Genomic DNA, 14,126 nt, shown 5'->3' with positions numbered 1-14,126 from the left:
CCATGGACACAGCAAATGCACCTGTGCCCGAGTCCCATGACGAGCTGGTCGAGCAGCTACGGCAGTATCTGAGCTCGATCACGTCGACGGAACTCGGTCCCGACGACGACTACTTCACCCTGGGACTGGTGAGTTCGTTGCGGGCACTGGAGATCGTCACGTACATCGAAGGCTCCCACGACGTCGTGGTCGAGGTGGAGGATCTCGACCTCGACAACTTCCGCACCGCGGCCCGGGTTGCGGGGTTCATACGGAGGAAGCGGGGCGAGCAGCTTCGTGCGACGGACGGGGCGTCGCCGTGATCGGAATCGACACACTGGTCGCCTCCGCCGAGACCGACGCCGGCAGCTGGGACGAGACCGGGCTGCCGGTCGAGGTCATCGAGGCCGCCGCGAAGGCGGGTGTCCTCGGGCTGGACCGGACGACGGACTGCCGGGGGCTGGGCCTGAACGCCGCCGAACTCGGCTCGGTCGCAGAAAGACTGGGGGCGGTCTGCACGTCGCTGCGGTCGCTGCTGACCGTGCAGGGGATGGTGAACGCCGCCGTCGATCGGTGGGGCACCGCCGAACAGCGGGCACGGTGGCTGCCCGCGCTGACGACCGGTGAGCTCCTCGCCGGATTCGCCGCCACCGAAACCGGGGCCGGCAGCGACCTCTCCTCTGTGGCTACCAGTTTCGAGGAGCACGGCACGGACCACCGGATCACCGGACGGAAACTGTGGGTCACGTTCGGCGAGGTGGCGGACGTACTGCTCGTCCTCGGCCGGTCACCGGCCGGACTGACCACCGCGCTGGTCGAGACGGACGCGCCGGGGGTGACCGTCGAACCCGTCCACGGTCAGCTGGGCATGCGCGGCGCCCGGATCGCGCACATCGCGCTGGACGGCGTCGTCGTCCCCGCCGACCACCTGATCGCACCGCCGGGATTCGGACTGTCCCACGTCGTCGGAACGGCCCTCGACCACGGCCGGTACACGGTGGCGTGGGGATGCGCCGGGATGGCGCGCGGGTGCCTCGCCGACGCCGTCGCGCACGCGTCCACCCGGGTGCAGGGCAGTGCCGTGTTGTCCGAGCACGACTCGGTCCGCGCGATCCTCGGGCGCAGCTGGGTGGACGCGGCCGGCGCCCGCGCGCTGTGCGAGCGGGCCGCCGAACAACGCGATGCGCACGAGCCGAGCGCGCTGTTCACGACGATCGCCGCGAAGTACGCCGCGGCCCGCGTCGCCGCATCGGTGAGCCAGCAGGCGGTCCAGGTGCTCGGTGCCGCCGGGTGTGCCCCCGGTAGCAGGGTGGGTCGCCTCTTCCGCGACGCGAAGGTCATGCAGATCATCGAGGGCTCGACGGAGGTCGCCGAACTCCAGATCGGTGACTACGTGCTCGGGGGAGGTGTGCGATGACGGCAGACCCGCCGGTCACGATCGAGTCCGTCGCGCTGTGGTTCCCCGACGACGAGGTGACCGTGGCGGGACTGCCGGAACTCGACGAACTGCCGATCGCGCAGCGCGAGCACGCGCTGGGACTGGGCATCGACACGGTGCGGATCGGAATCGGGCTGTCCGAGGTGGATCTGGCGCAGGCCGCGGCGGAGGAGGCGCTCCGCACGTCCGGCCTCGACGCCACCCAGCTCGACGCGCTGCTGCTCGTGCAGGGCCGGGTTCCGCAGTATCTGCTCGCGTCCGAGACGACGCGGCTGCAGCACCGCCTCGGCGCGACCCAGGCGTTCACGACCGGGGTGGGGGACCTCGGGTGCGTGTCCGTGTCGGCGGCGTTCACGCTCGCGTCGGCGTTGCTCCGCGGCGACCCCCGCTGCCAGAACGTGCTCGTCGTCGCGGCGGCGAAGACACCCACCCGGTCGCGGTACCGGCCGCCGATGACGCTGCTCGGCGACGGCGCCGCCGCGGTCCTGCTGACGACGTCGGGGACGGGGCGGTACGAAATCGTCGACCAGATGATCCGCAGCGACGGAAAATACGCGGACCTCTTCCACATCGACTACCGCGACGTCCGCGAAGCCGAGTGGGTGGAGGAATGCGCCGACGAACCCACGTACTCGTTTCGGCTGGCGGTCGAGAGCCGGAAGCGGTTCACGGAGATCAACGCGGAGCTGCTGGCCCGGAACGGACTGCAGCAGGACGGGATCGGCGTGTTCCTCATGCAGAACCTGTCGCTCGGTGCGTTCGCGTTCTGGCAGGAGGCGCTCGACGTCGCGATCGATCCCGTCTGCCGCGACAACCTGGCCCGGTACGGCCACCTCGGTTCCGTCGACGTCGTGGCGAACCTCGACCGCGTGGCGTCCGCGCAGGTGCCCGGCGACTACTGCGTGATCATGAACAGCAGCCCGGTCGCGGCGTGGAGCAGTGCGCTGCTCCGGCGCCTGCCGGACCGGCCCGGGCGCGGGGCGTGATCGCGATGGCGCCGACGGTCAAGTGCATGGTCTGGGATCTCGACGACACCATCTGGGACGGCGTCGTCCTCGAACAGGACGCTCCCGTGCCGACCGCGGACGCCCTCCGCGCCCTCGACGTGCTCGATCGTCGCGGAATCCTGCACGCCGTGGCGAGCCGCGGCGAATTCGAACCCGCCGCCGCGCACCTGCGGATGCACGGCATCGAGGAACTGTTCTGCGCTATCGACGTCGGGTGGGGCCCGAAGTCGGAGGCCGTGCGCCGCATCGCGCAGACCCTGAACCTGGGGCTCGACACCATCGCCTTCGTCGACAACGATCCCGTCGAGCGCGCCGAGGTGTCCGAGGCACTGCCCCCGGTGCGGTGCTATCCGGCCGAGCAGATCGCGTCGTTCCCCGACCTTCCCGAGTTGACGCCGCCCGCCGTCACCGCGGAGGCGAGGCAGCGGCGGGCGCTGTACCGCGCCGAACGGATCCGGAAGGTGAGCGAACAGGAGTTCCACGGGTCGAACACCGAGTTCCTGGCCTCGCTCGACCTGGTCATGACGGTCCGCCGAGCGAACGAGGACGACCTCGAACGGGCGCACGAACTGACCGTGCGGTCCCATCAACTCAACACGACGGGACGCACTTTCGGCATCGACGAACTGCGTCGGCTCTGCGCCTCCGACGATCACGAGGTGCTCGTCGCATCGCTCGCAGACCGGTTCGGCGGGTACGGCACGATCGGTCTCGCGGTCTCGGAGATCCGCGGCGAAAATTCCGTCCTGCAACTGCTGCTGATGTCGTGCCGGGTGATGTCGCGGGGCGTCGGGACGGCGCTGATCCGGCACGTCGTGGAGCGGGCCCGCGCACGCGGCAGGCGGGCGCTCGCCGAGTTCGTGCCGACCGACGTCAACAGGGTCATGCTGGTGACGTTGCGGTTCGCCGGATTCGACGTCGTCGACTCGGCTCCGGAGCGGATGCTGCTGCTGTGCAACGACGTCCGCAGTGCGGCAGCACCGAACGTCGATCACGTCACGGTCGTCTCGGGAGACGTGACGCCATGACGGACGTGGTCTCGAGCGGCGGCGTGACGTCCGGGATCCTCCGCCAGTGCAGGCGGGTTCCCGGCCGGATCGCGATCGTGGTGGGCGACCGTGCGCTGACGTACCGCGAACTCGACTCGGCGAGCGAGGCATTGGCGCGCCGGCTCGCGGCCCTCGGTGTGCGACCGGGCCAGGTGGTGCTGATCCACCAGCGGCAAAGCGTAGAGACGGTCGTGGGGATGATCGCGGCGCTGCGGCTGGGCGCGGCGTGGTGCGTGATCGAGCCCGGACATCCGGTGGGGCAACTGCGCGCACTCCTCGGCGACATCGACTGCGGTGCCATCGTCTTCGGGTCCGCGGATCCGAAGACGTCACCGGAGACGGTCCGGGCACTGGCCCGCAGTGCGGGCGGGCGTGTTCCGGCACTTCATGACCGGGACGCAGGCCCCCCGCCCGAAGCCGAACCGGCGGCCGAACTTCCTGGGGACGTGCCCGCGGCCACCCCCGCCTACGTGATCACGACGTCCGGGTCCACCGGCACCCCCAAGGCCGTCGTCGCGAGCCGCGCCAACCTCGCGAGCATGGTCGACGGCCGCAACTACGACTACGACGAGGACGACCTGGTCACGTTCTCCGCGTTCCGCCTCACGTGGGACGGCTCCCTGCTGAAGACCCTCTGGGCGCTGTGCACCGGCGGCACCAGCGTGCTTCCGGCCGCCCACGAACTGATGGACGCCGAGGCGGTCGCCGCGCTCGCCCGGACGTGGCGGGCCACCCACCTGGTGGCGACCCCGTCGTTCTACCGGCTGCTGTTGCCGCACCTCGCCCCGCTGCGCGAACGCCTGCGGTTGGTGACGCTTGCGGGAGAGGCGCTTCCGGGTGTGCTCGTCGCCCAGCACCGGGCGGTGCTGCCCGGGGTTCCCCTGAGCAACGAGTACGGTCCGACCGAGACCACCGTCAGCTGTCTCGCCCATCCGGTGCGCGACGTCCCGGCCTCGATCGCGCCGATCGGCAGACCGCTGGGCGCGAGCACGGCGTACGTCCTCGACGCGAAACTGGTCGACGTGCCATACGGGGCGGTCGGGGACCTGTACGTCGGCGGTCCCCAGATCTCCGAGGGCTACGCGTCCCGCCCGGGCGCCACCGCGGCCCGGTTCGTCGCCGACCCCTTCGCGGAGCGGCCGGGCGCGCGGATGTATCACACGGGCGACCTCGCGCGCGTCGACCCGCACGGCGACATCGAATTCTGCGGCCGGTTCGACGGGCAGGTGAAGGTGCGGGGCGCCCGCGTCGAGAGGCACGCGGTGGAGGCCGTGCTGGAAAGTCATCCCGCGATCCATCAGGCCGTGGTCCTCGCGACCGCCGACGAACACGGGGAGACCACACTGACCGCGTTCTGGGTGCCCGCGGCCACGCTGACCGTGCTGCCCACACCCCGCGACCTGATCGCGCACTGCGCCGAACGACTCGTCGCGCAGGCCGTGCCCGACCGTTTCCTCGCGCTCGGCGCGCTTCCGCTCGCCCCGAGCAGCAAGGTGGACGAGGCGGCGTTGCGCCGGCTGCTCCCCGGCGGAGGTGGTGGCGTTGCCTGAGCACACACCGTTCCCGCTGTCCTCCGCGCAGTACGAGGCGTGGCTGGCGCAGCAACTGGCCCCCGACGTGCCGCTGTGCATCGCCCAGTACGTCGAGGTCCACGGCGACCTGGACGTCGACGTCCTGCGCGCGGCCACCGTCACGACCGCGGACGAATTCGGATCGCCGTTCCTCCGGTTGATCGACAGGGACGGGCAGCCGTTCCAGATGGTCGACCCCGCCGCGGACCGGTCGATCGGGTTCCTCGACTTCCGGGGCGACGCCGAACCGGTGGATGCCGCCCGCCGGTGGATGCGCGCCGACTGCGAGACCCCGCTCGATCCGACCCGCGACCGGCTCGTCGCATCGTCGATCCTCCGGGTCGGTGACGAGCACTACTTGTGGTACAGCAAGATTCACCACGTCGCGCTGGACGGCTACGGTGCGATGACGATGCTCAACCGCATCGCGGCCAGGTACTCCGCGGACGTGCTCGGCCGGCAGCCGGAACCCGGCGAGGCCGCGGACCCCCGGCATCTGTACGACGCCGACCAGCAGTACCGGTCGTCGAGTCGCTTCGCGGTGGACCGGCAGTACTGGGCCGATCGGATCAGCGGTCTCGGACCCGGATCGACCCTGGCGCGGCGGACCGGGCCCGCGGTTGCCACGAGCACCGACGCCGCCGGGCCCCTCCCGGACGCCGCGGAGCGAGCGCTGGGTGGCGCAGGCACCCACGGAACCGCCGCGATCATCGCCGCGTTCGCCTGCTACCTGTCGAGGATGACGGGCCGCCGGGACGTGCTCGTGAAGATCCCGGTGTCGGCGCGCACCACCGCGATCCTGCGGCGGTCCGGCGGGATGGTCGCGGGCGTCGTGCCGTTTCCCGTGCGGATCCGCCCCGAGGACACCGTCGGACAACTGGTCGAGCGGGTGCAACTGGACCTGATGGGTGCGCTGCGGCACCAGTGTTTCGGGCTCGGCGACATCCGGCGCGACGCGGGCGCCGCTGCCGCGGAGTCGCTGTCGGGACCGATGGTCAACGTGATGCTCTTCCACCAGGAACTCGCCCTCGGGCCGCTCGTCGGCGAGTACCACATCGTCACGTCCGGACCGGTCGAGGACCTGCTCGTCAACGTGTACCAGAGCGGCTCCCCGGTCCGGACCGTCGTCCACCTCCTGGCCAACCCCCACCGGTACGACGCCGGCGAGGTCGGCGCCCATCACCGGCGGTTCGTGGAACTGCTCGGCGACTTCCTGGCGGCAGGCCCCGACGCCCCAATCGGCACCGTCCACGAGGAGACGGCACGGCTCGACTTCTGGACGCACACCCTCGCCGGTGCGCCGCCGCTGCTGGATCTGCCCACCGACCGTCCGCGCCCCGCACGGCCGTCCCGGCGCAGCGCCGCCGTCGACGTCGAATTGGACCCGGGACTGCGGCGCGCACTGACAGCGTTCGCCGAGGCGCACCGCACAGACGCCGCCACCGTCGCGCACGCCGCGCTGGCACTGGTGCTGGCACGATCGGCCCGTACCGGCGACGTCGTCCTCGGCACGCGGACGGATGCCGACGTGGTGGTGTCGCGGACCCGGGTGCGCGGCGCCGACCGGTTCGGCGACTTCGTCGACACGGTCCGGGACGCCGCCGCGCAGGCGTTCGCCCATCGCGGCGTGCCAGTGGAGGCCGTCGCCGAGGCACTCGACCCGCCGCGGTCCGCGTCCCACGCACCGCTCTTCCAGGTGCTGCTCGAATTCTCGGACTCCGGAGGCGAACTCGGCGACCTCGATCTGCGGGTCACGGTGTCGGACACGACAGCCCGCTTCACGTACGCGATGGACCTGTTCGACGCCGCCACCGTGGACGGGCTCGCCCAGCGGTTTCTGCGGACCGCCGCCGCGGGCGTCGCGGATCCGACCGTCGTGGTCGGCGACATCGACCTGGTCGATCCGGCCGAACACGCCCTGCTGCGGGAATGGTCGACCCGTCCGGCGGATTCCGCCGGCGAGACGACGCTCGGCGCGCTGTTCGCCGACCGGGCCGCGCGGAACCCCGGCGCCACCGCCGTCGTGTCGGACGGTGAGCGATTGACGTACGGCGATCTCGACGCCCGGTCGAACCGTCTTGCCCGGCACCTCCTCTCGCTGGGGGTGGGCCAGGAGTGGGCGGTCGCCGTCGCGATGCCGCGAACGGCAGCGCTCGTCGTCGCGCTCGTGGCGGTCGTCAAGACCGGGGCCGCCTACGTGCCTGTCGACGCTGATCACCCCGGTGAGCGTTCGGCACTCGTCGTCGCCGACGCCCGGCCGGTGTGCGTGCTCGCGACCCGCGACACCGCGGCCGCACTGCCCGTGTCCGATGTTCCGGTCCTGCTTCTCGATTCGGCGGACCCCGAATTCGACGGGCGATCCGCGGACCCGCTGACCGACACCGAACGGGCACCGGCCGACCCGGACTCACTGGCCTACGTCGTCTACACGTCGGGATCGACAGGACGGCCGAAAGGCGTTGCGGTGTCGCACCGCAACGTGGTCTCCCTCTTCACCGGCACCCGCGACCTGTTCCGGTTCGGCGGCAGCGACGTGTGGACGATGTTCCACTCCCCGGCGTTCGACTTCTCGGTGTGGGAGTTGTGGGGCGCGCTGCTGCACGGCGGCACCCTCGTCGTCGTCGACCTCGACACCGCCCGGACACCCGCCGCGTTCCTCGCGCTGCTGCGCCGCGAGCGGGTGACGGTGCTGAGCCAGACGCCGACGGCGTTCTCCCAGCTGATCGAGGCCACCGAAGCCGACGGCGACGCAGGCCCGACGTCGCTGCGCTACGTCGTGCTCGGCGGCGAGGCACTCGACTTCGGGCAGCTGGAACGCTGGTACTCGCGCCGTGGCGACGACGCGCCCGTGCTCGTGAACATGTACGGCATCACCGAGACGACGGTGCACGTCACCCACCTCCCGCTCGGCCGCGGGCTCGCCGCCGCCGCATGGACGAGCGGGATCGGGCGGACGATTCCCGGGCTCCGGGTGTCGGTGCTGGACGCGCGGCTGCATCCGGTGCCGGTCGGTGTGGCCGGCGAACTGTACGTGGCGGGACCACAGGTGGCGCGCGGCTACCTCGGCCGCGCCGGGCTCACCGCGTCCCGCTTCGTCGCGGATGCGTCGGGGGACCGGATGTACCGAACCGGGGACGTGGTGCGGTGGCGGCGGGACGGCAGCCTCGACTACCTCGGGCGCGACGACCTCCAGGTCGAGATCCGCGGATTCCGGGTGGAACTCGGCGAAATCGAGTGGGTGCTCGGCCGGTGCGAGGGTGTCGCGCAAGCCGTGGTGACGCTGCACGAGGATCCGGTGACCGGCCCGGCGCCGGCCGCGTACGTGGTGCCCGAGGCGGGTGCGGTCGTCGACCCGGCGGCGGTGCTGGAATACGCGGCAACCGCGCTGCCGTCGTACATGGTCCCGGCGTCGGTGACGGTCCTCGAGCGCCTGCCGCTCACCGTCAACGGGAAACTGGACCGGGCGGCACTTCCGGCGCCCGCCACCGACTCCGGCGCCGACTTCGTGGCACCGGGCACCCCCGCCGAGGAGGCGATCGCGGTCGTGTTCGCCGCGCTGCTCGGCGTGCCCGCAGTCGGCGTCGACGACGACTTCTTCGCGCTCGGCGGCAACTCGCTGGTCGCGGCGAAGGTCGTGGCGCGGATTCAGGCTGTGCTCGGTGCGGCAGTGGGAGTGCGCGACGTCTTCGAGGCGCGGACGGTGCGCTCGCTCGCCGCCCGTGTGGCCCGGGCGGACTCGGCGAGCAGGCCGCCGCTGGTGGCCACCGACCGGTCCGCGGCGGCGCCGGTGTCGCTGGCGCAGACGCGGATGTGGTTCCTCGACCAGTTCGACACGACGTCACCCGCCTACAACATCGCGGCGGCCTTCCGGTTGCGCGGCCCCCTCGACGTCGACGCACTGCATGCGGCGCTCGAGGACGTCGTGGAACGGCACGAGGCGCTGCGGACGATCTTCCCGATGCGCGGCGACACGCCCGTGCAGTCCGTGATTCCCGCGGCGGACGCGGTGCGCCGCCTCCGCGCGGTCCCGGTGTCGGGGGAGACCGAACTCCGGGACCGGCTCGCCGCGGCACTGTCCGCGGGTTTCGAGGTGACCGCGCAGGTTCCGTTGCGGGCGCACCTGTTCGAGCTCGGTCCGCGCGATCACGCCCTGGCCCTGGTGGTCCATCACATCGCGGCGGACGCGCTGTCGCTGGGGCCGCTCGCCCGGGACGTCACGTCCGCGTACACCGCAAGGGTGCGGGGGCACACGCCGGACTGGGTGCCGCTCCCGGTGCAATACTCCGACTACAGCGTCTGGCAGCGGACGCTGCTCGGAGCGGAGGACGATCCGGGCTCGCTGATGTCCCGCCAACTCGGGTACTGGCGTTCCGCGCTCGCCGACGCGCCGATCGTGACGGACCTGCCGATGGATCGCCCCCGTCCCGAACACCGGACGCTCGCCGGCGCGCGGGCGTCGTTCGACATCGGGGACCGTCTGCACCGGAAGGTGGTCGCCCTGGCGCGGGAACACGATGCGACGGTGTTCATGGTGACCCACGCGGCGTTCGCGGTCCTGGTGTCCCGCCTGGGGAGCACCGCCGACGTGATGATCGGATCCGCGGTAGCGGGGCGCGGAGAGGCGGTCCTCGACGACGTGGTCGGGATGTTCGTCAACACGCTGGCGCTGCGCACCCCGGTCCACGGTGCCGACTCGTTCGCCGCGGTGCTCGCCGCCGTGCGGGACGGTGACCTGGAGGCGTTCGCGCACGCGGAGGTGCCGTTCGAGCGGGTCGTGGAGGCGCTCGCGCTGCCGCGCACCACCGCCCACGCGCCGCTGTTCCAGGTGCTGTTCGAATTTCAGGACGTCGAGCGGCCCACCCCGAGCCTGCCGGAATTGGACGTGGACGAGATCGACCTCGGTGTCTCCGTCTCCACGTTCGACCTGCAGCTGACCCTGGCCGAGCGGTTCGGGGAGGACGGGGCGCCCGCCGGGATCAGTGCCGGATTCACCTATGCCACCGACATCTTCGACGCCGCGACCGTCCGGAAGTTCGCCGAACGCTACGTGCGGCTCCTCGACACGGTGGTCGCCGACCCGGACGTTCCGCTGGCCCGGTTCGATCTGCTGTCCGCCGGCGAACGCGAGGCGCTCGTGCCGGTCCGCGGGCGGCCCACCGGCACCACCCGGCTGCTGCCGGAGATCCTCTCCGCCGCGGCCGCCCGCGACCCGCACGCCGTCGCGCTGTCGTACGGCAACGCGGTGATGTCGTACCGCGAACTCGACGACTGGTCGAACCGCCTGGCGTGGGTACTGATCCGCCGCGGAATCGGGCCCGAGGACCACGTGGCGATCGGGCTCGTCCGATCCGTGGAACTGGTGGTGGCGGTATGGGCGGTGGCGAAATCGGGTGCGTCGTTCGTGCCGGTGGATCCGAGCCTGCCGTCCGCGAGGATCACCGACATCCTCGCCGACTGCGGGGCCGTGGTGGGACTCACCGTCGCCGAGCAGCGCGACCGTATGCCGGACGGCGTGGAATGGCTGCTACTCGACTACCCGGGTCCGACGCGGAGATGGGAGTCCCGGTCGATCACCGACGACGACCGGGTCGTGCCGCTGCGACCGGACCACCCGGCGTATCTGATGTACACGTCCGGGTCGACGGGCGCGCCGAAAGGTGTCGTGGTCCCGCACGCGGGGTTGCAGAACTTCACCATCGATCAACGCACGCGGTATGCGACGACGAACGCGTCGCGTGTGCTGAATCTCGCGTCGCCCGGCTTCGACGCGACGATGCTCGAATACCTGATGGCGTTCGGTGCGGGCGCGCGGCTGGTGATCGCGGCGCCGCACGTGTACGGCGGCGCCGCACTGACGGAACTGCTGGCGGCAGAGCGGATCACGCACGCCTTCGCCACCCCGGCCGTCCTGGCCACGATCGACCCACGCGGTCTGCGGCTGCTGCGCGCCCTCGTCGTCGGCGGCGAACGCTGTCCGCCCGAGTTGCTGGCCCGCTGGGCGTCCGGGCGCACCCTGCTCGTCGGCTACGGCCCGACGGAGACGACGGTGATGTCGAACATCGGCGACCCGATGGCCCCCGGCGACCCCGTGCGGATCGGCCACCCGATGCGCGGCGTCCGTGAACTCGTCCTCGACGAGTGGTTGCGGCCGGTGCCCGTCGGCGTGGTGGGTGAGCTGTACGTGCTGGGGGACGGTCTGGCACGCGGCTACCACCGGCGGGCAGGCGCGACAGCCGCCGCGTTCGTGGCGAACCCGTTCGACCACCCGGGCTCGCGGATGTACCGCACCGGGGACCTGATGCGATGGACGAAGGACGGCCGGCTGGAATATGTGGGCCGCAACGACTTCCAGGTCAAGCTGCGCGGCCAGCGGGTCGAGCCCGGGGAAGTGGAGGCGGCGCTCACTCGCTGTCCCGGTGTCGCGCAGGCGGTGGTCGTGGTGCGCCGCACACCCGCCGCCGAGGCGGTCCTCGCCGGATACGTCACGGCCGAGGACGGTGTGGATCTCGACACCACGGAGGTGCTGCAGTTCGCCGGATCGGTGCTCGCCCCGTTCATGGTGCCCGCCTCGGTGACCGTCCTCGACCGGCTTCCGCTCGGCGCCAACGGCAAGGTCGACCGGCACGCCCTGCCCGAGCCCGAATTCGCCCCCCGCATCTTCCGTGCGCCCGGCACCCCGTTCGAGTCCGCGGTGGCCGACGTATTCGCCGAGGTCCTCGGGACCGGTGTCGTCGGAGCCGACGACGACTTCTTCGCATCCGGAGGCAACTCGCTGACCGCGACGCAGGTGGTCGCGCGCATCAACTCCGCGCTCGGTGCCGACGTCGGCGTGCGGGACGTGTTCGAGGCCCCGACCGTGCGGGCGCTCGCGGCACGGATCGCCCGCGAGACCGCGGGCGGCGAGGCCCGGCCCACGGTGGCGGTGCCCCGGCGCCCGGACCCGGTGCCGCTGTCGTGGGCGCAGCACCGGATGTGGCTCCTCAATCAGTTCGACCCGTCCTCGCCTGCGTACAACGTCGCGATGATCGTCCGGCTGTCGGGCGACCTCGACGTCGACGCGCTCACCGCCGCGCTCGCCGACGTCGTGGAGCGGCACGAATCGCTGCGCACCCGGTACCCGTACGGCGACACCGGACCCACCCAGGTGATCGTCGGCGCGGGGCACGTTGCGCAACTCACCGTGTCGACGTCCGACGATCCCGTACCCGGCCAGATCTCGGAACTCGTGTCCGCGGGATTCGACGTCGCCGCCGAAGTGCCGATGCGGGCCCGGCTGTTCGCTCTCGGCGACCGGGAGCACGTCCTCGTCGTCGTCGTGCACCACATCGCGGCCGACGGGTTCTCGATGGTCCCGCTCGCCCGCGACGTGCTGACGGCCTACACCGCGCGGTCCGAGGGTTGCGCGCCGGGATGGGAGCCGTTGCCGGTGCAGTACCCCGACTACACCGTGTGGCAGCGGGAACTCCTCGGCTCGCAGGACGACCCGCACTCCCTGCTCTCCCGCCAACTCGACTACTGGCGGTCCACCCTCGCCGATGCGCCTGCCGTGACCGAGTTGCCCACGGACCATGACCGCCCGCCACGCCGATCGGCCGCCGGCGACCGGGTGACGTTCACGATCGGCGCCGATCTGCACCGCGAGGCGGTGGCGTTGGCGCGGACCCGGCGGTGCACCGTGTTCATGATCGTGCACACCGCCCTCGCCGTGTTGCTGTCCCGCTCGGGTGGTTCCGGCGACGTGGTGATCGGGTCGCCGGTCGCCGGTCGCGGCGAGGCCGTCCTCGACGACGTGGTGGGCATGTTCGTCAACACCCTCGTGCTGCGGACCCACGTGTCGGGTACGTTCGACGATCTGCTCGCACGGGTCCGCGAGACCGACCTCGCGGCCTACGCCCACGCGGACGTCCCGTTCGAGCGGGTGGTGGAGGCGCTGAACCCGCCCCGCTCCCAGTCTCATTCACCCCTGTTCCAGGTGTTGCTCGAATTCCGGAACACCGAGCACCCCGATCTCGCCCTCCCGCACCTCGAAGCGGAAGTGCTCGAACCCGACGTCGAGGTCTCCCTCTTCGACCTGCACCTGACCGTGCGGGAGCGGTACGACGAGTGCGGAACACCGGAAGGGTTGACGGCCGGATTCACCTACACCACCGACCTCTTCGACGAGGAGACCGTTCAGGCCCTCGCCGAGCGGTTCACCAGGATCCTCGCCGCGTTCGTCGCCGATCCGGGTTTTCCCGTCGGCGACGTCGACCTGCTGACCCCGGACGAGCACACCCGGATTCGCGAATGGAGCGCGGCGGCTGGGACGTTCGTGCTCGACCCCCGGCTGCAGCTCACCCCCGAGGGCGTGACCGGCGCGGTGTATGCCGGCGACACGCGGGAGCACCACACGTCGGCGAGCGCGGCGGCCACCACGTTCGTGGCGAACCCGTTCGGTACTCCGGGCTCCCGGATGGTCCGGACGGGCGCGCACGCCCGGTGGAACCGGTCCGGACAACTGCTGACGGTCGACGCCGCCGGATCGCCGGCACGGTCGGTCGCGGACGTCGTGGAGAGTCATCCGGCGGTCCGTGAGGCCGTGGTCCTCACGACCGCGGCCGGCGTCACCGCCTTCTGGGTGCCTGCCGCCGCGGCGGCGGTGCTGCCGATGGCGGACGACCTGCGGGAGTTCAGCGCCGGACGACTCGACGCCCGCTCGGTGCCCACCCGGTTCGTCGCACTCGGGGCCGTCCCGCGAACGACGGGCGGCGAGGTGGACGAGAACGCGCTGCGCGCACTTGTGTCCGAGGCGGAGCCGGCGGTGCGGCCACGCTGGACGACACTGCAACGTTCGGTGGCCGAACACTGGGCGGCCGTGCTCGGGCACGACGACTTCGGCCCCGAAGACGGATTCTTCGACGTCGGTGGCAATTCCCACCGCGTCGTGGAACTGCAGCGGCGTCTCGACGGGCAATGGCCCGGCGCCCTGAGGGTGGGCCAGTTGTTCGATCTCGTCACCGTGGCGGCGCAGGCCGAGGCGCTCTCGCAGTCCACCGACAGCGAGGCGTCCGCGCCCGCCACCTACGAGTTCTGACCAGCAGGG

The 14,126-nt window shown here is 71.7% G+C and carries 6 protein-coding genes; all 6 read left to right on the top strand.

Going from position 1 to position 14,126, the window contains the following annotated elements; genetic code table 11:
• Nucleotides 1-2 precede the first annotated feature (2 nt).
• Genes I1A62_RS18060 through I1A62_RS18035 form a run of 6 tightly spaced genes read left to right on the top strand, consistent with a single transcriptional unit; the run spans nucleotide 3 to nucleotide 14,117 of the window.
• Complete coding sequence (locus I1A62_RS18060) at nucleotides 3-302, top strand: acyl carrier protein (RefSeq protein WP_072947118.1); 300 nt, start codon at nucleotides 3-5, stop codon at nucleotides 300-302.
• A complete protein-coding gene (locus I1A62_RS18055; RefSeq protein ID WP_219459320.1) occupies nucleotides 299-1,396 on the top strand; it encodes an acyl-CoA dehydrogenase family protein in 1,098 nt (365 codons plus the stop codon). Before I1A62_RS18060 ends, I1A62_RS18055 begins: the two co-directional genes overlap by 4 nt.
• Nucleotides 1,393-2,403, top strand: coding sequence for a 3-oxoacyl-ACP synthase (locus I1A62_RS18050; RefSeq protein ID WP_219459319.1), 1,011 nt, complete (start codon nucleotides 1,393-1,395; stop codon nucleotides 2,401-2,403). Before I1A62_RS18055 ends, I1A62_RS18050 begins: the two co-directional genes overlap by 4 nt.
• A complete protein-coding gene (locus tag I1A62_RS18045; RefSeq protein WP_219461251.1) occupies nucleotides 2,400-3,452 on the top strand; it encodes an HAD family hydrolase in 1,053 nt (350 codons plus the stop codon). Before I1A62_RS18050 ends, I1A62_RS18045 begins: the two co-directional genes overlap by 4 nt.
• Complete coding sequence (locus tag I1A62_RS18040) at nucleotides 3,449-5,023, top strand: amino acid adenylation domain-containing protein (RefSeq protein WP_219459318.1); 1,575 nt, start codon at nucleotides 3,449-3,451, stop codon at nucleotides 5,021-5,023. The genes I1A62_RS18045 and I1A62_RS18040 overlap by 4 nt, the downstream gene beginning before the upstream one ends.
• Nucleotides 5,016-14,117: a non-ribosomal peptide synthetase gene (locus tag I1A62_RS18035; protein WP_257890834.1), complete on the top strand. Its 9,102-nt coding sequence runs from the start codon at nucleotides 5,016-5,018 to the stop codon at nucleotides 14,115-14,117. Before I1A62_RS18040 ends, I1A62_RS18035 begins: the two co-directional genes overlap by 8 nt.
• Nucleotides 14,118-14,126 lie beyond the last annotated feature (9 nt).

Source organism: Rhodococcus sp. USK10, assembly GCF_019378875.1.
Taxonomy (GTDB): domain Bacteria; phylum Actinomycetota; class Actinomycetes; order Mycobacteriales; family Mycobacteriaceae; genus Rhodococcus_F; species Rhodococcus_F pseudokoreensis.
The sequence above is the reverse complement of the archived record's forward strand: the minus strand, read 5'-3'. Positions and strand labels throughout refer to the sequence as shown.